The organism is Aquitalea sp. FG25 (assembly GCF_057809375.1).
On the sequence record NZ_JBMDJV010000002.1, the window covers coordinates 12,450 to 31,106 of the forward strand.

Below are 18,657 nucleotides of genomic sequence, written 5' to 3' on the forward strand. Positions count from 1 at the left end.
CCGCAGACCGCCGCCCAGGCGGTCTTTTGCATTCTGCCCCCCTCCCCCCTCTGCTATACTGGCGGGCTTGTGTAAACCAGTGCTCTTTGCCCGATGACCACCCCAGTCCAGCAGCTGTCCCAACTCAAAACCCGCCTTGCCCATTGTCTGATCCGCGATCGCCATGTATTGCGCCGCAAGTTGAACGATGCCGGTGAGCGCCTGAAAAAAGGACAGCCTGCCGACAAGCAACTGGCCGACATCAGCCAGCAACTGGAACGCTCGATCGCCCGCGCCGAAGCGCGTCGCAGCCACCTGCCACGGCCACAGTTTGACAATGCGCTGCCGGTCAACCAGAAGCTGGACGATATCAAGGCCGCCATTGCTGGCAATCAAGTGGTGATCATCTGCGGCGAAACCGGCTCCGGCAAAACCACGCAGATTCCCAAAATCTGCCTGGAGCTGGGCCGTGGCGTGTACGGACTGATCGGCCACACCCAGCCGCGCCGTCTGGCCGCGCGTTCGGTGGCCACCCGCATTGCGCAGGAGCTGGGCTCACAACTGGGTGAGCATGTCGGTTTCAAGGTGCGCTTTACCGACAAGCTGTCGGAGAAATCCGTCATCAAGCTGATGACCGACGGCATCATGCTAGCGGAAACCCAGACCGACCGTTATCTCGAAGCCTACGACACCATCATCATTGACGAGGCGCACGAACGCAGCCTCAACATCGACTTTCTGCTGGGCTTTCTCAAGCAGCTGCTGCCGCGCCGTCCAGACCTGAAAATCATCATCACCTCGGCCACCATCGATGCCGACCGCTTTGCCCGCCATTTTGATGGCGCACCGGTGATTGAAGTGTCTGGCCGTACCTTCCCGGTAGAAGTGCGCTATCGCCCGCTCAAACAGCGTGACGAAGACGAGCGCGAGATGGAAATGGAAGACGCCATTGTCGATGCCGCCGACGAGCTGTCACGCCAGGGCGCAGGCGACATGTTGGTGTTTTTGCCCGGCGAGCGCGAAATCCGCGAAACGGCGGAAAAGCTGCGCAAGTCCGGCATTCGCGGTTATGAAATCCTGCCCTTGTTCGCCCGCCTGTCCAATGAGGACCAGCAGAAAATCTTCAAGCCATCAGGCGGACGGCGCATCGTGCTGGCCACCAATGTGGCGGAAACCTCGCTTACCGTGCCGGGCATCAAGTATGTGATTGACACCGGCCTTGCGCGCATCAACCGCTACAGCCCGCGCGCCAAGGTGGAACAGCTGCAGGTAGAGAAGATTTCCCAGGCGGCAGCGCGCCAGCGTGCCGGTCGTTGCGGCCGGGTAGAAGCCGGTATCTGCGTGCGCCTGTATGCCGAAGAGGATTTCAACGCCCGCCCGGCGTTTACCGACCCGGAAATCGTCCGCTCCAACCTGGCGGCGGTGATATTGCGCATGGCCGCGCTGCGACTGGGCCAGGTGGATGCCTTTCCCTTTCTGGAAGCCCCCAGCAGCCGCCTGATTGCCGACGGCTACCAGGTGCTGACCGAGCTGGGCGCAGTCACCGACAGCAATGAACTGACCCCGATCGGCAAAGAGCTGGCGCGCATTCCGGTGGACCCGAAAGTGGGCCGCCTGCTGCTGGCCGGTCGTGATTTTGGCTGCATGCGCGAGGTGTTGATCATCGCCTCGGCGCTATCCATTCAGGACCCGCGCGAGCGCCCGTTTGAAGCGCGCGAAGCCGCCGAGCGCGCACAGGCCCGCTTTAACGACGAAAAATCTGACTTCCTGTCTTACCTGCACCTGTGGGACTTCTTCAGCGACGCCATCAAGCACAAAAAGTCCAACCGTCTGCTGGTGAATACCTGCCACGAACACTTTTTGTCCTACCTGCGCCTGCGTGAATGGCGCGAGCTGCATGGCCAGTTGGCGGAAATTGCCAGCGAGCTGGGCCTGATCAAGCGTGAACAGGCCCATGCCGACGCCGAACAGCCTGACGCCCAGATGTCACAGAAAAAGCGCCAGCAGCTGGATGCCGTGGCCTACGAAAATCTGCACAAGGCGCTGCTGACCGGCCTGGTGGGCAATATCGGCATGAAGAATCTGGAAGGTGATGACTACCAGGGCGCGCGCGGCGTCAGCTTCCATGTCTTCCCCGGCTCCGGCCTGAAAAAGAGCAAGCCCAAATGGCTGGTGGCGGCCGAGCTGGTGGAAACCACCCGTCTGTACGCCCGTTGTGTGGCCAAGATTGAGCCGGAATGGGTAGAGAAACTGGCCCCGCATCTGGTGAAGTACCACTACTTTGAGCCACATTGGGAAAAGAGCCGTGGTGAGGTGGTGGCCAACGAGCGCGTCACCCTGTACGGCTTGACGCTGATTCCGCGCCGCGCCGTCAGCTATGGCCGCATTGCACCAGAAGAAGCCCGCGAGCTGTTTATCCGTGGCGCGCTGGTGAATATGGATTACGTCAGCAATGCACCCTTCTTCCAGCGCAACCAGCAGCTGATCCGCGAAGTGGAGCAACTGGAACACAAGGCGCGCCGTCAGGACGTGCTGGTGGATGAAGAGGCGCTGTATGCCTTCTACCATGAGCGCATTGCCGCCAGCGTGGTGGATGCCGCCAGCTTTGAGGCCTGGCGCAAGGAAGCGGAAAAAACCGAACCCAAGCTGCTGCACCTGACCCGCGACGAACTGATGCGTCACGCCGCCCAGCACGTCACGGAAAACCAGTTTCCGGAATGGCTGGAGCTGGAAGACGGCAAGCTGCGGCTGAAGTACCGCTTTGAACCCAAGCACCCGCTGGATGGCGTGACCATGGATGTTCCGTTGGCCATTCTCAACCGCCTACAGCCCGCCCCGTTTGAATGGCTGGTGCCGGGGATGATCCGCGACAAGCTGCAACAGCTGATCAAGGGCCTGCCCAAGCAGGTAAGACGCTGTTGCGTGCCGGTGCCGGATTTTGTCACCCGTTTTCTCAGCAGCAATCCGGACTTGCAACAGCCCATCGCCGCGCAACTGGCGCGCTTTATCTTGCTCGAAACCGGTGGCGTCAAAGTCGACATCGACGAGTTTAATAAACAGGAATTGCCTGAGCATTTGCTGTTCAACTTCCGCATCATCGACGATGGCAAACAGGAAATCGGTCTGGGCCGGGACCTGATCGCCCTGCAAAAGCAGTTTGGCCAGGCGGCACAACTGACTTTCCGCGACAGCAGTGCCGACTTCGAGCGTGACGAAGTCAGCAGCTGGGATTTTGGCGATCTGCCGGAAAGCATCCAGTTTGCCCGTGGCCGCCAGCAACTTACCGGTTATCCGGCGCTGACGCTGGAGCAGGACAAAGTAGCCATCCGCCTGTTTGACACCCAGCCAGAGGCCGAACGCCACCACCGCGCCGGGGTCATCCGCCTGCTGCAATTGCAGTTGAAGGAGCAGATGAAGCAACTGGGCAAGGGCCTGTCCGGCATGACGCAAATCGGCCTCAACCTGCGCAATGTGGCCAATGTGGAGCAACTGCTGGCCGATGCCATCGCCTGCATCTGCGACCGTGCCTTCATTGGCGAAGACGCCCTGCCACGCAGCGAAAAAGCCTTTAACGAGCAGAAAACCCGCGCCCGCACCCGCCTGCCGGCAGTGATTCAGGCGGTTACGCAGTATTTAAGCCAGATCGGCAGCGAATACATGGTGCTGTATACCAAATTGCAGAAACACCGGCTGGGCAGTGAGCTACAACAACAATTGGGCAAGCTGGTTTATGCCGGTTTCCTGCAAGCCACACCGTGGGCGCAACTGCCGCACATCACGCGCTATATGCGTGCCATGAGCCTGCGCATGGACAAACAACCGGCCAACCCACAACGCGATGGCCAGCGCGCGGCAGAAATCCGCGAACTGTGGAACAAGTGGGAAGCCAGGCTGGCTGACGAGCGCGAGCGTGGCGAACCATCCGCCGCCTTGCTGGATTTCCGCTGGCAGCTGGAAGAGCTGCGTGTCAGCCTGTTTGCTCAGGAACTGAAAACACCGTATCCGGTTTCGGTAAAGCGATTGCAAAAAGCATGGCAGGACTTACCTAAACAATGATCATTATCAATATTTAACCAGGGCAAACACTGGCCGGCCTAATGACATATCTATAAAATCCTGCCATTACACGATAACGGCCCGCCATGTCAGACAACCCGCTTTCGGACAAGCTGAAATCCAGCGCCATTTCCATCGGCAAGGAGTTGCCGATGGATGTCTACGCCAAAAATGGCATCCTGCTGCTCAAGCGTGGTCATTATGTGCTGTCGCCGGACATGAAGCACCGGCTGGTCAAGCTGGGTTTTGCCGAGCACCAGGAAGAAAACAAACCGGCAGAAAAACCAGACCCGGACCAGCTCAAGACCCAGTCGCTGTTTGAAGAAATCAACTTCCTGCAACAACGGGTGCGCAGCATGCTGCTGCACGCCTTGAGCCGACCGGGACTGGAAAGCCGCGTCCGCTCCATTGCCCAGAAAATCATGGAACTGAGCGAGCGCCATCCCGACGGGCTGCTGGCCTCCATGCTGCTGCTGCCGTTTCAGGACTACGGCGCGGCACATACCCTGCATACTGCCGCCCTGCTGGCACTCATCACCCGCCACATGCCGCTGCCCGCCGGCCATCGGGAAGTGCTGCTTTGCGCGGCACTCACCATGAATATCTCGCAGATCGAACTGCAAAACGAACTGTTCAGCCACCAAGGCATGCTGGCACCAGAACAGCAGACGGCCATCCGCGAACATCCGTTGCTCAGCTCGGCCATCCTGCGTGAAGCCGGTATCGAGAATGAGCTGTGGCATGCGCTGGTACAAACCCACCATGAAAACTGGCAGGGCAAAGGCTACCCCTTTGGACTGGAGCGCAAGCAGATATTGCCGCCAGCCCATTTGCTGCATCTGGCCGACGTTACCTGTGCCAAGCTGGCCCCGCGCCGCTACCGCCCGGCCCAGCTACCCGCCACCGCACTGGGCAATCTGTTCCAGCGCAAGGATGTCGACTTTGACACCGCCTTCACCACCATGCTGATCCGCGAGCTGGGCATTTACCCCCCCGGCAGCTTCGTCAAGCTGGCCAATAATGAAATTGCCGTGGTGCTGGCCCGCCGCAACAAACCCAGCGAACCGCAAGTAGCCGCACTGCGCAAGGCGGATGGGCCAGCGTATGCTGAAGTGTTGCTGCGCGAAACCAGTCAGTCCGCCTACAAGATTACCGGCGCCTGCTCCGCCAGCCTGGCGGGGGTGCGCATTTCGTTTCTGGCCAGTCTGTGGAAGGGCTAAGCAGCCAGCCCGACACCAGAAGCTGCGGATAAAAAGCAAACGTTGCTTGGTAGTTGGCCCTATAATTGCCACTGTCCGACAGAACTGACCTTTTGGCCATTTGCAAACCCGAGCCGACGATACCCGCCGCATGACCACCCGCTTCAAAAAGCAACTGCATGACAAGGTAGTGCCCGAACAAATCCGCATGGGCAAGGAACTGCCGCTGGATGTCTACGCCCGGAACGGCCTGTTGCTGCTTAGCAAGGGACATTTCGTGCTAAGCGACCGCCAGCGCGAAAAGCTGCTGGAAATGGGTTATTCCGTAGACGGTAACCGCATGGTCGCAGTCAGCCTGCCCGAACAACCGGACACCATGACCGTGCGCGAGAGCGTACTGCATGAAATGGCCTTTCTGCAGCAGCGCACCCGCACCCTGCTCACCTATGCCATGCAGCTGGAGGATTTTCCGCGCAAGGTTGGCCTGCTGGTGCGTGATATCGTCCAGCTAACCGAGCAGCACCCGGATGGCGTGATTGCCAGCTTGCTGCTGGTGCCGTTTAACGAGTACGGCCCGGCGCATGCCCTGCACACCACTGCCTTGCTGGCCTTGCTCAGCCGCCGCATTCCCGACCTGTCCGCCACCCGGCGCAGCAGCATGCTGTCGGCGGCACTCACCATGAACATGTCCATCTGCCAGCTGCAGAACACGCTCTATCATCAACAAGACGCACTGTCACCACAGCAAGAAGATGAAATTGCCGGCCATCCCTTGATGAGTTCCGCCATTCTGCGCGCAGCCGGCGTGGCCGACGAGCTATGGCACTGGCTGGTGCAGACCCACCATGAATCCTGGCTGGGCAATGGCTACCCCTACGGCCTGGCACGCAGTGAAATCGAATCGCTGGCTCATATGCTGCACATGGCCGACATTACCTGCGCCAAGCTCACCCCGCGCAGCTATCGGGCCGGCATGGTACCGGCCGCCGCGCTGGGACATATTTTCCAGCGCAAGGACAGCGAGTTCGACCCGGCCTACACCACCCTGCTGATCAAGGAGCTGGGCATTTATCCGCCCGGCAGTTTCGTCAAACTGGCCAACGATGAAATCGGCGTGGTGCTGGCACGCAGCGAAAAAGCCAGCGAACCGCAAGTGGCGGCCATCCGCCGCAGCGACGGCCCGGCCTATATCGATGCGCTGATCCGTGATACCAGCCTGCCGGCGCACAAGGTGGTGTCTCCCTGCCCGGCGTCCATGGCAGGGGTGCGTGCCTCACACCTGGCACGACTGTGGCGCACTCAGGTCAACTGATGCCATCATCCAGTCCATGAAAAAAGCCGGCTTAATGCCGGCTTTTTTGATTAGATCAACGCACTTAGCTGGCCTCACCCACCGCCGGGCCTTGCAACACATTCTGCGGAATGGTCAGCGCCTTCACCTGCGCCTGACGGGTAGCAAAATCAGCGCTGCGGATTTGCTGCTGCCAGCCAGAAACCGTTCCGGTGCCGGCCATGCGCTGCAGGCGCTCGGCCAAACGCGGCTGCGCGGGCGGCTGCAGTCCGGCCAGCACTTCGTCGGCGCGTTCCGGCTGATTGCATACCAGCACCATATCGCAGCCAGCAGCCAGTGCAGCCTCTGCCCGCTCGACAAACCCACCCACACCGGCAGCACCTTCCATGCCCAGGTCGTCGGAGAAAATCACGCCGTCAAAGTGCAGCTGGCCGCGCAGGATGTCTTGCAGCCATACCGGCGAGAAACCGGCCGGACGGCTGTCCACCGCCGGGTATACCACATGCGCTGGCATCACCGAGCCCATGCCGGCCTGCGCCATGCGGGCAAACGGAATCAGGTCGTCGGCTTCCAGTTCGGCCAGCGTGCGGTCGTCCTGCGGCATCACAAAGTGGCTGTCGCCAGCAACAAAACCGTGGCCGGGGAAATGCTTGCCGCAAGTGGACATGCCGCCTTGCTGCAGGCCACGCTGCAAGGCCAGTGCCAGTTCGCTGACAATGTGCGGGTCACGATGGAAGGCCCGGTTGCCGATCACGGCACAGCGGCCCCAGTTCAGGTCCAGCACCGGGGTGAAGGACAGGTCGATACCGCAAGCGCGCAATTCGCCAGCCAGCACCACACCGACATTTTCAGCGGCAGCACGGGCGGCAGCTTCGTCCTGCTGCCATAGTTCGCCCAGCACATTCATGGGCGGCAGACGGGTAAAGCCATCGAGAAAACGCTGTACGCGGCCACCTTCGTGGTCAACGGCAATCAGCAGTTCCGGCGTGCGCAAGCTGCGAATTTCAGCCGTCAGCGCCTTGAGTTGTTCGATATTGTGAAAATTGCGGCGAAACAGAATGACACCACCCACCAGCGGATGGGACAAACGCGCCCTTTCCTGCTCGCTCAGGGCAAAGCCGTGTACATCCACCATCACCGGACCACGCGGCAAATTCAGCGCTTGCATGGTTGCTTCTCCAGACTGTGCGAAGGCAAATCCTCCGCAATGATTGATTGAGCCAGGCGTCGCCCGGCAGCGCTAGGCTTGCTCCAGCACCACAAAGGCCAGCGCATGTTCCCGTTCATCAGTAATGGAAACATGGCTGCGCACGATACCGCGCTGACTGAGAAATGCCTGCAAGCCAGCAGAAAAGACCAGTTGCGGCTTGCCCAGTTCGTCGTGACTGACCGCAATGGCAGTCAGCAGCACCGGCTCCACCACGCCGGTACCGACGGCCTTGGACAACGCTTCTTTTACCGCAAAGCGCTTGGCCAGAAAGCGGGCCTGATCGCGCGACTGCAGAAAATCCGCCATTTCGGATTCAGCCAGAATGCGCCGCCCGGCCTTGTCGCCCCAGCGCTGCAGCAGGCCCTGCATGCGGGCGATTTCCACCATATCGGTACCGATGCCGTAGATCATGCGCCCGTTTCTCCCTGCCGTGTCTTAGCCGCGACGGGCTTCTTGCATCAGCGCCTTCATGTCGCGCACAGCGCGCTCCAGGCCGATAAACACCGCCTGGCCGATGATGGCGTGGCCAATGTTCAGCTCGCTGATTTGCGGGATGGCGGCAATCGGCTTGACGTTGTGATAGTTGAGGCCGTGACCGGCATTCACCACCATGCCCAGCTCGGCGGCAAAGGCAGCGGCGCCGCGAATACGCGCCAGTTCGGCCTCGCGCTCGGCTGCATGCACCGCGTCGGCATAAGCACCGGTGTGCAGTTCAATCACGCGGGCACCCGCCTCGTAGGCTTTGCTGATCTGGGCGCGGTCCGGGTCGATGAAGATGGACACCCGGATACCGGCCTGCTGCAGGGTTTCGGTGTAATGGCAGACATCGGCATAGTGGCCCAACACATCCAGCCCCCCTTCCGTGGTGACTTCTTCGCGCTTTTCCGGCACCAGGCACACGTCTTCCGGGGCCACCGCCAGCGCATTGGCCAGCATTTCAGGGGTCATGGCCATTTCCAGATTCATGCGGGTCTTGATGACCTGGCGCATGGCCACCACGTCGGCATCCTGGATGTGGCGGCGGTCTTCACGCAGATGCAGGGTAATCAGGTCGGCACCGGCGGTTTCGGACACCAGTGCAGCCTCTACCGGGCTGGGATAGCGGGTACCGCGTGCCTGACGCAGGGTGGCAACGTGGTCGATATTCACACCAAGCAAAATCATGTTCAGCTCCTGTTGGCAGGCCTCAGTCGGCAATGGCGTTGATGGCCTGCAAGAGTTCACGCGAGGCAAACGGCTCCTCGCCCAGCAAATCGGTCAATAACAGCCGTAGCAGGCTGCGCGCCGCACGGCGGGTGCTGATGGCACTGTAGTTGTCGGCCTCGATGTCCAGCAGCGCGCTACCGGGCAGGCGCAAAAACGGGCCAACCGGGTCGAAACCGGCATCACGCTCCGCCAGCGCACCGCCACGGCACAGGTAGTTTGCGGTGGCATCGATGACCTCGCCGTGCTGATCGCAGGCAAAGCTGCCGGCATAACCCAGCGCCTGCAGCAGCCGCAATTCGTAGCGTCGCAGCGTGGCCGCCAGGGAGTCTGTGGTGGCCAGCGCCCGTACTGCCTGGTCGTAGACGGCAAAGGCACGCGGCTCGGCATCATCGCGCGCGGTCAGCTTGAGCATCAGCTCATTCAGGTAGAAACCGCACACCAGGCGAATGCCGGCCAGTTGCGGCACGCCGCCATTCCATTCTGCCGTGTGCAGGGTACGCACTTCGCCCTTGCCAAACCAGGACAGGGTGAGCGGCTGAAACGGCAGCAATACGCCGCGTACATCGGCACGCGGTCGGCGCGCACCACGCGCCACCATGGTGAAGCGGCCATGCTGTGGGGTAAGCACTTCCACCAGCAGGCTGGTTTCCCGATAGGGTTGCGCATGCAAGAGATACGCCTGCTGGCGATCCACCCGTCCCGGCTGGCTCATGCGCCCTCACCTCGGCTGGCATCGGCCACCGGCTCGACACGGTCCACCTGCAAGGAGAACGGCAGCTGGCCCTGAGCGCCGCTTTCGCGTGCTAGCAGGTGTTCGGCATGCACGCGCCAGGCGGCGATGGCATCGATATCATCCCAGTAACAGCGGGTAAGCGGCATGCCGTCGCCATCCTGGACGGCCTCGGCCCCCAGGTAGCCCGCTTGTAACTGAGCCAGGCGCAACATGCGCCCAGCCATGTCGACAGGCTTGGTGGGTGCAGAAAAAATCACCGCCCAACAGGGCGGTCGTGGCGGCTGCAGCGACATCAGTTCAGGCCGAAGTCCCGCAGGAAGCGTACATCGTCGGCCCAGCCGGATTTAACCTTCACCCACACTTGCAGGAAGACCTTGCCATCGAACAGCTTTTCCATGTCCAGACGTGCTTCGGTGGAGATCTTCTTCAGCTTCTCGCCACCCTTGCCGATGACGATGGGTTTCTGGTTATCCTTATCCACCAGAATGGCAATGTGGATGCGGCGCAGCGCACCGTCCATCTCGAACATTTCCACTTCCACATTCATTTCGTAGGGCAGTTCTTCGCCCAGGTAGCGGAACAGTTTTTCCCGCACGATTTCAGCGGACAGGAAGCGCTCGCTCTTGTCGGTCACCATATCGTCCGGGTACAGCGGCATGGATTCGGGCAGGTGCGGACGTACCTTGTCCAGCAGCTCGGACAAACGCTGACCATGCTTGGCGCTCACGACTTCGCAGTCGGCAAACTGGAATTCGGCACGCACGCCATCAATGAATTCCTGCAGCAGAAACTTGTCCTTGACCTTGTCCAGCTTGTTGATCACCAGGATGACCGGGGTGTGCTTGGGCAACAGCGCCATCACTTCACGGTCGGCAGCGCTGCAGCGCATGGCTTCCAGAATAAACAACACGCAATCGACGCTGCCCAGCGAATCTTTCACGCTCTTATTCAGGGTTTCATTGAGCGCCCCCTTGTGGAAGGTCTGGAAACCCGGGGTATCAACAAAAATCAATTGGGCATTGTCTTCGGTATGGATGCCGTTGACGCGATGGCGCGTGGTTTGCGCTTTTTTCGAGGTAATGCTGACTTTTTGGCCGATGAGATGGTTCATCAGCGTGGATTTGCCCACATTGGGGCGGCCCACGATGGCCACAAAGCCACAATGATATGCGTGTTCGTTCATGCGTTTTTCTTGCCTGTGGCCAGTTTTTGTTCAAGGCGCTGCAGCGCGACTTCGGCTGCCTGCTGTTCGGCAGCCCGGCGGCTGCCGCCCTCGCCCTCGGATTCGATCATCAGCTCGCCCAGATCGCACACCACCTTGAACCATTGTTCGTGGGCCTCACCGGTCTGGGTGAGGATGCGGTACTTGGGCAGCGGCCATTTCCGTGCCTGCAGCGCTTCTTGCAGGCGGGTCTTGGCATCCTTGGCATGTTTGGTGGGGTCGATGGCGGCGATGCGGCTGCTGTACAGACGGCGCACCACCTGTTCAGCCCGCTGGAAGTCCGCATCAAAGCTGACCGCAGCAAAGGTTGCCTCCAGCGCATCGGCCAGGATGGACGGGCGGTTGAAACCACCGCTTTTCAGCTCCCCCTCGCCCAGATACAGGTAGTCGCCCAGCTTCAGCTCATGGGCAATTTCTGCCAGCGTGTTCTGGTTGACCAGATTGGCGCGCAAGCGGGACAGCTCACCTTCACTCAGGCGCGGAAACTGGTCGAACAACATACGCGCCACGGTGTAATTGAGGATGCTGTCGCCGATGAATTCGAAGCGTTCGTTATTAGAGGACGCAAAGCTGCGGTGTGTCATGGCCTGACGCAAAAGGTCAGGCTTCTGGAATGAATAATCCAGCGCCTCAGACAGGCGCCGGAATCGGGTATCAACGTGGTTCACTGTAGTTACTGGGGTGACTGTCCGGCCTGGGTATCAAAATCGAAAGCCAGGCTGACATTGGCAAACAGCGGTACTTCGCGGCGATAGGCTGCACGTACGAAGACGGTGTTGGCAGTGGTAATGATGGTGAGGTTTTCCGGTTTGATCGAGGAAATGTCACCCACCATGGCGTGATTCATGAACTCGCGACGCAGTTCGGTTTCACCACGTCCGGGTTGGCTGGCCATAGCCGCTACCGCCTTGCGGACCTCGGCATACTCGCTGTACACCGGCAGCACCTTGCCAGCCAGCAAGAAGCAGGCTCCGACAATAAGCATGATGAACAGTACTGAAATGACTGATAAACCCTGCTGACGCTGCATGTAAGCCCCCTGGCGAAAACGGTTAGCGGATGGTGGTGCCAATGCGGGACAGCGCGCTGAAGTTAATCCAGATCAGGAAGGCCTTGCCCACCATCAGACGATCATCGACGAACCCCCAGTAGCGGCCATCCAGGCTGTTGTCACGGTTGTCGCCCAGCATGAAGTAATGCCCGGCAGGTACCTTGCAGACAAAGCCATTGTCATCATACTGACACTGATCACGCGAGGGGAAGTCAGCAACCTGCCCCAGCGCCACCACCGGCGCATCCGGAATATTCAACACCTTATACGACTTGCCATCCATCACTTCCTTGAACTGGTCGTTGTGAATCATCGCCATTCCTTGTTCAAGATAGTCATAAGTACCATCTTTTTCATCCGGTACGGCCTTGCCATTAATGCTGAGGCGCTTGTTGCGGTACTCCACCACATCACCAGCCACGCCGATGACGCGCTTGATGTAGTTAACCTTGGGATTGGGCGGATAGTTGAACACCACCACATCGCCACGGCTTACCTGACCCACTGGCACCACCACATTGTTAAGCACCGGCACGCGGATACCATAGGCAAACTTGTTCACCAGAATGAAGTCACCCACAACCAGCCCCGGCCGCATGGAGCTGCTGGGAATCTGGAAGGGTTCTACCAGGAAGGAGCGCAGCAGGAACACCACCAGGATGACCGGGAAGAAGCCGCGTGAATATTCAACAAAATGTCCGGGCTCGCCAGCACGTTTCTTTGCCAGCAAAAACTTGTCCAGGCCCCATACCACACCAGTTATCAGCACAAACACCAGCATGACTGCGGTAAAGCTCATGTAGTTGGACAGCAGGCCGAAGGCACCGATCACCAGGGCCAGATAGCCCCACTGTATCGGCACCGGCCAATCCTTCTGTCCGACTTCGCGCTGTCCGCCAAACGCCACCAGCATGCCGCCGATGATGACGGCCACGGTAAATACCCAGAACAGGTTTTCGCCCACTTATTTTTCCCCTACTTGAAGAATGGCCAGGAAAGCCTCTTGCGGGATTTCCACATTACCTACCTGCTTCATGCGCTTCTTGCCGGCCTTTTGTTTTTCCAGCAGCTTTTTCTTGCGGGTGATGTCGCCGCCATAGCACTTGGCCAGCACGTTCTTGCGCAAGGCCTTGACGGTTTCACGGGCAATGATATGGCCGCCAATGGCTGCCTGCACCGCAATGTCAAACATCTGACGCGGAATCAGCTCGCGCATCTTGGACACCAGTTCGCGCCCGCGATACACACTAGAGGCACGGTGCACGATCAGGCTGAGTGCATCCACCTTTTCGCTGTTGACCAATACATCCAGCTTGACCAGATCTGCGCACTGGAATTCCTTGAATTCGTAATCCAGCGAGGCATAGCCACGGCTGGTGGACTTGAGGCGGTCAAAGAAGTCCATCACCACTTCATTCATCGGCATATCGTAAGTAAGCATCACCTGACGACCCAGATACTGCATATTGCGCTGCACGCCGCGCTTCAGGGTACACAGGGTAATCACCGCACCGACATAGTCTTGCGGCACCAGAATATGTGCGGTGATGATGGGTTCACGAATCTCTTCCACCTTGCCCGGGTCCGGCAGACGCGACGGATTGTCCACATGGATCACGCTGCCGTCTTTCAACACCAGCTCATACACCACGGTCGGAGCCGTGGTGATCAGGTCCATGTCGAATTCGCGCTCCAGACGTTCCTGCACGATTTCCAGATGCAACAGACCCAGGAAGCCGCAACGGAAGCCAAAGCCCAGCGCCTGCGACACCTCGGGTTCGTACTTGAGCGAGGCGTCGTTCAGCTGCAGTTTTTCCAGCGCGTCACGCAGTGCTTCGTAATCGTGGCTTTCCACCGGATACAAACCGGCAAATACCTGGGATTGCACTTCCTTGAAGCCTGGCAGCGCCTCGGTGGCCGGGGTTTTCATCAGGGTGATGGTGTCACCCACCTTGGCCGACTTCAGCTCTTTGATACCGGCGATGATGAAGCCCACTTCACCGGCGTTCAGCACATCGCGCTGCACCGATTTGGGCGAGAACACCCCCACCTGCTCCACCAGATGCTCGGCACCGGTGGCCATAAACTTGATCTTGTCCTTGGGGCGAACCTGGCCATCCTTAACGCGTACCAGCATCACCACGCCGACATAGTTGTCGAACCAGGAGTCGATGATCAGCGCCTTGAGCGGGCCATCGGGGTTGCCTTCCGGCGGCGGAATCTTGCTGACCACCACTTCGAGGATGTCCTGAATGCCAATGCCGGACTTGGCCGAGGCACGTACGGCATCAATGGCTTCGATGCCAATGATGTCTTCGATTTCCTGAGACACGCGCTCGGGTTCGGCTGCAGGCAGGTCGATCTTGTTCAGCACCGGCACCACTTCCACCCCCAGATCGATGGCGGTGTAGCAGTTGGCCACGGTTTGGGCCTCTACCCCTTGCGAGGCATCCACCACCAGCAATGCGCCTTCGCAGGCGGACAGCGAGCGGGAAACTTCGTAAGAGAAGTCCACATGCCCCGGGGTGTCGATCAGGTTCAGGTTGTACACCTGTCCGTCGCGCGCCTTGTACTGCAAGGCTGCAGTCTGCGCCTTGATGGTAATGCCGCGTTCTTTCTCGATATCCATCGAGTCGAGTACCTGGGCACTCATTTCACGCAGTTCGAGGCCACCGCAAAACTGGATGAAGCGGTCGGCCAGGGTCGATTTGCCATGGTCGATATGGGCAATGATCGAGAAATTTCTGATATGTTTCATCGGTATCCAGCAAAAAGATAAGGGCACGCTGGCGTGCCCTTGAACAACTCACACTGGCGCGGATTTTAGCCGATTTCGCCCAAATGTGCAGCCAAAGCAGGAATATCCAGATGCCAGTGACAAATCTGGTGTTCACCGTCCATCAATACCGGCACCAGTTCATTGAATCTGGCCTCCAGTTCGGGGTCGGCATCCACATCCACCACATCCAGCTCAAAGCCATGCCTGGCTTGCCATGGCTGCAGCTCGGCCAGCATCTGATGGCACAGGCTGCAGTACTCACGAAAATACAAAGTCAGTTTCATTCTTCTCCACCAATGCCCAAGGGCACAAACAGGATGATGCCCTGACGCCAGAGCTGCAAGGCCAGCGTACTACCCTTGGGTGCACCAGCCACTGCGGCCTTGAACTGGGCAAAACTGCTCAGTGCCTCGCCACCCAGGCCGACAATCACATCCCCCGGCTGCACACCAGCCCGTGCTGCAGCACCGCTGGCACGCTTGACCTGCAAACCGTACTTGACCCCCACCTTGGCCAGTTGCTGCGGCGACAGCTCCTGCAATGCCAGACCGATCTGCTTCATGTTTTGCGAGTCAGGCACGGCTTGCGGGGAACGATATTCGCGCTGGGCGGTACGGGCGTCTTCGGACTTCAGCTCCTCCGGCACCACCGTCAGCTTCTGCATTGCACGATGACGCCACACTTCCAGCACCACCGGCTTGCCCGGACGCATGGCTCCAATCAGGCGCGGCAGATCGGAAGAGGACTCAACCGGCTGACCGGCAACGGACAGGATGATATCACCAGTACGCAAGCCCGCCTTCTCCGCCGGGCTCTTTTTCTCCACATCATTCACCAGCGCACCAGATGGCTTTGCCAGGCCGAATGAAGCCGCCAGATCTTTGTTCAGCTCCTGTATTGCCACGCCGATACGACCACGGCTGACCTTGCCGGTGGCCTTGAGTTGATCTGCCACATTCATGGCCACATCAATCGGAATCGAGAATGAGATGCCCATGAAACCGCCAGAACGGCTGTATATCTGGGAGTTGATGCCAATCACTTCGCCTTTCAGATTAAACAGCGGACCACCGGAATTACCCGGATTAACCGCAGCATCGGTCTGCAGGAAAGGGACAAAGTTCTCATCCGGCAGCAAGCGATTCTTGGCCGACACAATGCCGGAAGTGACGGTATTTTCAAAGCCGAACGGCGAACCAATAGCCAGCACCCACTCGCCCACCTTCACATCCGCCATATTGCCCAGGCGCACCACCGGCAGGTTTTTGGCATCAATCTTGAGCAGTGCCACATCGGTGCGAGCGTCCGAGCCAATCACCTTGGCCTTGAATTCACGTTTATCAGTAAGGGTGACGGTAATTTCATCCGCCCGCGCCACCACGTGGGCATTGGTCAGCAGATAGCCATCCGGCGAAATGATGAAACCGGAGCCCAGCGAGCGCTCCTGCCGCTCCTGTTGCTGCTGCGGCGCAAAACGGCGGAAGAATTCGAAGAAAGGGTCACCTTCCATGCCTTCGGGCATGGCACTGACATTCTGCTTGATGGTGGCAGTGGTGCTGACATTGACGACAGCGCGCCCTTCGGTCTCGACGATGCGGGTGAAATCTGGCAGCTCAGCAGCCCAGGCGGCCTCGGGTTGAACAGTGTATGCAGCTGCCGCCAGCATGGCAGCAACGATCAGCTTCTTGATCGACATGGTCGCTCCATCTTGATGTGGTTTGCACAGGAAACAGCGGTGAAGATTAAAACAGCCCACTCTCCCGAACAAGGCAGGAAAGTGGGCTGGCACCATCATGGCTTGAGTGTGATCTTAAGGTTCCGGATCATGGCCAGCATGGTGGGTTCAGGCAGGTCGCCAACCAGGGTGACCAGGTAATCGCCCTGCATGGCAGTTGCCATATTGACGGCACCATGCAGATTGACCGCCCTCTCGACACGACTATCAGTCTGCGGCTCGATAAACAGGGACAGCATGACCAGCCCATCACTGAACACCATATGCCTTACCGTGCGCTCGGCCTGGCCCGGCAGGCTGCGCTGCACGGCACGCAGCAGCTTGAAGCCAGGCGGCATGCCGCTAACCTCAGAAGGTGCATCGGCATCCAGCGTCATCTGCGGTGCATTGGCACTGCGCAATACATAGTTCTGCTTGTACTGCGGCCGGTAAGCTGATTTGTCTTTCGGCCCCTGCAGCTCGATCTCGGTAAAGGTGAACTGCTCCACCGCATCACCCGCAGCATTCTGGGTAATGACTTTCAGCGGCAAGTTGCTGACCGGCTCGACACACAGGCGCAGCAGATAGCGCTTGCTATCCCTGGGCTTGAGATCAATCCAGTTGCAATCCCGCTGTGCCACCCGGTCCTTACCGCTGCGTTTAAGCGTATAGGATTGCGCAATATTGCCGATGTCATCGGGCAGAATGGCGGGAAACAAGCGCATGGCGCTCACCTTGGCTGCCGACAGCGATTTTGCATCCGGCGCATAGCAAGTCAGCTCCATCCCCTTGCGGATGATTTCCCGCGACGGCCCATCCAGCGAGGTGCGTTTTTCCTGAATGTTATCGCCGGCTCCTCCCCGAACAATACGGAAAGTTTCCAGCGAACCGTTCATCTGGTGCAGGTAGGTTCCCGTCAGAGGCTGCTGCCTTGCGGCAACAGCCGCCTTCTTCACCACCAGCCAATCATCATCTGCATGGGCGAGCATGGCCACGCCCATCAGACAGACCCCGGACAGCTGTGTAAGACGCATCAGTGGCGGGCTCCATTTCCATAAGAGACCTTATAGACGCTTTGGTCCGCCGTCATTTCCTGATGTGCAGTCAGATAAAGGTCGTCATGCTCCTGGGCCGGCTGTACCGCCGCCACCGGAACGCCACGATCAGCCACCGCAGAGGCCGCATTGCCATGCGACAACTGCTGCCATCCCACTACGGCGGCAAAGCTGACGCTGGCCGCCAGTGCAACCGCACCAGCGCGCCGGTTACGCACTGGCGCAAACCAGCGGCGCGGCGCCAGCACGGTGGGCTCGCCGGCAAGGCGTTCGGCCACCTGACGGCGCACATCCACCGCAACATGGGAATTAGCACGCATGGCATCACCGATCAGGTGATAGGCATCCCACACCTGCTTGAGCTCCTCTTCTTCAGTGATGGCTTTGATGGTTCTGTCTGCGGGCTGCCCGTCCAGCTCGCCATCCATCAGTGCAGATAATTTTTCTTTCATACCTACCACCTTCTGTTCTTGGCCGTATCCAGCAATGGCCTCAATTCGGCAGCAATGGCCTCCCGCGCCCGAAAAATGCGCGAGCGGACGGTGCCGATGGGACAATTCATCACTTGTGCAATCTCTTCGTAGGACAGCCCATCCATCTCCCGCAGGGAAATGGCCGTTCTGAGTTCCTCAGGCAGAGCCTGCACAGCGCTGTTCACTGTCGTCACGATTTCCTTGTTCATCAGCTCGGTTTCGGGCGTGTTCATGTCGGGAACTTGCGACGCCAGGTCGAAGCTCTCGCCATCCTCGTCCTCAAACTCGCTGTTCACCACCGGGCGTCGCCCGGCGGAACTGAGGAAATTCTTGGCAGTATTGATGCCGATCCGGTACAGCCATGTGTAAAACGCGCTCTCGCCACGGAAAGATGGCAAGGCGCGATACGCTTTGACGAATGCTTCTTGCGTCACATCTTCGATGTCGGCACCGTCGCGAATGAAACGTGACAAAAGTCTGGCCAGGCGACGCTGATATTTTGCAACAAGCAGGTCGAAAGCTCTTTTTTCACCTCGCTGGGCACGCTCCACCAACTGTTGATCGATCTCACGATCACTCATGTCGTTGTAATGCTCCCTGAATTGTCCACTGGTTTAGTTGTATGTGCGTCTGTGTGGACACAGCACTAGACCGTAGCACTTGCAATGAGTTCCCCCGTGCTTTGCTGC

18 protein-coding genes are annotated in these 18,657 nt (G+C 59.1%); 3 read left to right on the top strand and 15 right to left on the bottom strand.

What is annotated here, in order from left to right; all coding sequences use genetic code 11:
* Positions 1-93 precede the first annotated feature (93 nt).
* The 3 genes from hrpA to ACODR9_RS01800 all read left to right on the top strand — a co-directional run bounded on the left by hrpA (position 94) and on the right by ACODR9_RS01800 (position 6,546).
* Positions 94-4,035, top strand: a complete 3,942-nt coding sequence (gene hrpA, locus ACODR9_RS01790; RefSeq protein ID WP_488807293.1) for an ATP-dependent RNA helicase HrpA — start codon at positions 94-96, stop codon at positions 4,033-4,035.
* 86 nt (positions 4,036-4,121) lie between these two features.
* Positions 4,122-5,255 carry an HD-GYP domain-containing protein gene (locus ACODR9_RS01795; protein WP_488807294.1) on the top strand — a complete coding sequence of 378 codons (1,134 nt, stop codon included), beginning with the start codon at positions 4,122-4,124 and terminating at the stop codon, positions 5,253-5,255.
* A gap of 130 nt (positions 5,256-5,385) precedes the next feature.
* Positions 5,386-6,546 carry an HD-GYP domain-containing protein gene (locus ACODR9_RS01800; protein WP_488807295.1) on the top strand — a complete coding sequence of 387 codons (1,161 nt, stop codon included), beginning with the start codon at positions 5,386-5,388 and terminating at the stop codon, positions 6,544-6,546.
* Positions 6,547-6,610: 64 nt separating this feature from the next.
* Here the strand turns inward: ACODR9_RS01800 and nagZ are convergent, their stop codons facing one another.
* The 15 genes from nagZ to rpoE all read right to left on the bottom strand — a co-directional run bounded on the left by nagZ (position 6,611) and on the right by rpoE (position 18,549).
* Positions 6,611-7,693: a beta-N-acetylhexosaminidase gene (gene nagZ, locus ACODR9_RS01805; RefSeq protein ID WP_488807296.1), complete on the bottom strand. Its 1,083-nt coding sequence runs from the start codon at positions 7,691-7,693 to the stop codon at positions 6,611-6,613.
* Positions 7,694-7,765: 72 nt separating this feature from the next.
* Positions 7,766-8,146: a holo-ACP synthase gene (acpS, locus tag ACODR9_RS01810; protein WP_488807297.1), complete on the bottom strand. Its 381-nt coding sequence runs from the start codon at positions 8,144-8,146 to the stop codon at positions 7,766-7,768.
* Between the two features lie 24 nt (positions 8,147-8,170).
* Positions 8,171-8,899, bottom strand: coding sequence for a pyridoxine 5'-phosphate synthase (gene pdxJ / locus ACODR9_RS01815; RefSeq protein ID WP_488807298.1), 729 nt, complete (start codon positions 8,897-8,899; stop codon positions 8,171-8,173).
* A gap of 22 nt (positions 8,900-8,921) precedes the next feature.
* Positions 8,922-9,653, bottom strand: coding sequence for a DNA repair protein RecO (gene recO, locus ACODR9_RS01820; RefSeq protein ID WP_488807299.1), 732 nt, complete (start codon positions 9,651-9,653; stop codon positions 8,922-8,924).
* Positions 9,650-9,886 (bottom strand): hypothetical protein, encoded by a 237-nt coding sequence (locus ACODR9_RS01825; RefSeq protein WP_488807300.1) that lies wholly within the window; start codon positions 9,884-9,886, stop codon positions 9,650-9,652. The genes recO and ACODR9_RS01825 overlap by 4 nt, the downstream gene beginning before the upstream one ends.
* A gap of 80 nt (positions 9,887-9,966) precedes the next feature.
* The gene (gene era / locus ACODR9_RS01830; RefSeq protein ID WP_488807301.1) at positions 9,967-10,857 is read right to left on the bottom strand and encodes a GTPase Era; all 891 of its coding nucleotides are present in this window, start codon (positions 10,855-10,857) and stop codon (positions 9,967-9,969) included.
* Positions 10,854-11,564 carry a ribonuclease III gene (gene rnc / locus ACODR9_RS01835; RefSeq protein ID WP_488807302.1) on the bottom strand — a complete coding sequence of 237 codons (711 nt, stop codon included), beginning with the start codon at positions 11,562-11,564 and terminating at the stop codon, positions 10,854-10,856. Before rnc ends, era begins: the two co-directional genes overlap by 4 nt.
* Before the next feature lie 5 nt (positions 11,565-11,569).
* Positions 11,570-11,926, bottom strand: coding sequence for a DUF4845 domain-containing protein (locus ACODR9_RS01840; protein ID WP_488807303.1), 357 nt, complete (start codon positions 11,924-11,926; stop codon positions 11,570-11,572).
* A gap of 22 nt (positions 11,927-11,948) precedes the next feature.
* Positions 11,949-12,911 carry a signal peptidase I gene (lepB, locus tag ACODR9_RS01845; protein ID WP_488807304.1) on the bottom strand — a complete coding sequence of 321 codons (963 nt, stop codon included), beginning with the start codon at positions 12,909-12,911 and terminating at the stop codon, positions 11,949-11,951.
* Positions 12,912-14,705 (bottom strand): translation elongation factor 4, encoded by a 1,794-nt coding sequence (gene lepA, locus ACODR9_RS01850; RefSeq protein ID WP_103525228.1) that lies wholly within the window; start codon positions 14,703-14,705, stop codon positions 12,912-12,914.
* A 65-nt stretch (positions 14,706-14,770) separates the two neighbouring features.
* Positions 14,771-15,010, bottom strand: a complete 240-nt coding sequence (locus tag ACODR9_RS01855; RefSeq protein ID WP_488807305.1) for a glutaredoxin family protein — start codon at positions 15,008-15,010, stop codon at positions 14,771-14,773.
* Positions 15,007-16,422 carry a DegQ family serine endoprotease gene (locus ACODR9_RS01860; RefSeq protein ID WP_488807306.1) on the bottom strand — a complete coding sequence of 472 codons (1,416 nt, stop codon included), beginning with the start codon at positions 16,420-16,422 and terminating at the stop codon, positions 15,007-15,009. Before ACODR9_RS01860 ends, ACODR9_RS01855 begins: the two co-directional genes overlap by 4 nt.
* 95 nt (positions 16,423-16,517) lie before the next feature.
* Entirely contained in the window at positions 16,518-17,474 is a 957-nt protein-coding gene (locus ACODR9_RS01865; protein WP_488807307.1) for a MucB/RseB C-terminal domain-containing protein, read from the bottom strand.
* Positions 17,474-17,947 carry a sigma-E factor negative regulatory protein gene (locus ACODR9_RS01870; RefSeq protein ID WP_488807308.1) on the bottom strand — a complete coding sequence of 158 codons (474 nt, stop codon included), beginning with the start codon at positions 17,945-17,947 and terminating at the stop codon, positions 17,474-17,476. Before ACODR9_RS01870 ends, ACODR9_RS01865 begins: the two co-directional genes overlap by 1 nt.
* 2 nt (positions 17,948-17,949) lie before the next feature.
* On the bottom strand, positions 17,950-18,549 hold the full coding sequence (rpoE, locus tag ACODR9_RS01875; RefSeq protein ID WP_488807309.1) for an RNA polymerase sigma factor RpoE: 600 nt from the start codon (positions 18,547-18,549) through the stop codon (positions 17,950-17,952).
* Between the last annotated feature and the right edge of the window lie 108 nt (positions 18,550-18,657).

Excerpts from the sequence above, each read along its gene's own strand:
- hrpA (WP_488807293.1), top strand. The coding sequence starts at position 94 with ATGACCACCCCAGTCCAGCAGCTGTCCCAACTCAAAACCCGCCTTGCC.
- ACODR9_RS01795 (WP_488807294.1), top strand. The coding sequence starts at position 4,122 with ATGTCAGACAACCCGCTTTCGGACAAGCTGAAATCCAGCGCCATTTCC.
- ACODR9_RS01800 (WP_488807295.1), top strand. The coding sequence starts at position 5,386 with ATGACCACCCGCTTCAAAAAGCAACTGCATGACAAGGTAGTGCCCGAA.
- nagZ (WP_488807296.1), bottom strand. The coding sequence starts at position 7,693 with ATGCAAGCGCTGAATTTGCCGCGTGGTCCGGTGATGGTGGATGTACAC.
- acpS (WP_488807297.1), bottom strand. The coding sequence starts at position 8,146 with ATGATCTACGGCATCGGTACCGATATGGTGGAAATCGCCCGCATGCAG.
- pdxJ (WP_488807298.1), bottom strand. The coding sequence starts at position 8,899 with ATGATTTTGCTTGGTGTGAATATCGACCACGTTGCCACCCTGCGTCAG.
- recO (WP_488807299.1), bottom strand. The coding sequence starts at position 9,653 with ATGAGCCAGCCGGGACGGGTGGATCGCCAGCAGGCGTATCTCTTGCAT.
- ACODR9_RS01825 (WP_488807300.1), bottom strand. The coding sequence starts at position 9,886 with ATGTTGCGCCTGGCTCAGTTACAAGCGGGCTACCTGGGGGCCGAGGCC.
- era (WP_488807301.1), bottom strand. The coding sequence starts at position 10,857 with ATGAACGAACACGCATATCATTGTGGCTTTGTGGCCATCGTGGGCCGC.
- ACODR9_RS01840 (WP_488807303.1), bottom strand. The coding sequence starts at position 11,926 with ATGCAGCGTCAGCAGGGTTTATCAGTCATTTCAGTACTGTTCATCATG.
- lepA (WP_103525228.1), bottom strand. The coding sequence starts at position 14,705 with ATGAAACATATCAGAAATTTCTCGATCATTGCCCATATCGACCATGGC.
- ACODR9_RS01855 (WP_488807305.1), bottom strand. The coding sequence starts at position 15,010 with ATGAAACTGACTTTGTATTTTCGTGAGTACTGCAGCCTGTGCCATCAG.
- ACODR9_RS01860 (WP_488807306.1), bottom strand. The coding sequence starts at position 16,422 with ATGTCGATCAAGAAGCTGATCGTTGCTGCCATGCTGGCGGCAGCTGCA.
- ACODR9_RS01865 (WP_488807307.1), bottom strand. The coding sequence starts at position 17,474 with ATGCGTCTTACACAGCTGTCCGGGGTCTGTCTGATGGGCGTGGCCATG.
- ACODR9_RS01870 (WP_488807308.1), bottom strand. The coding sequence starts at position 17,947 with ATGAAAGAAAAATTATCTGCACTGATGGATGGCGAGCTGGACGGGCAG.
- rpoE (WP_488807309.1), bottom strand. The coding sequence starts at position 18,549 with ATGAGTGATCGTGAGATCGATCAACAGTTGGTGGAGCGTGCCCAGCGA.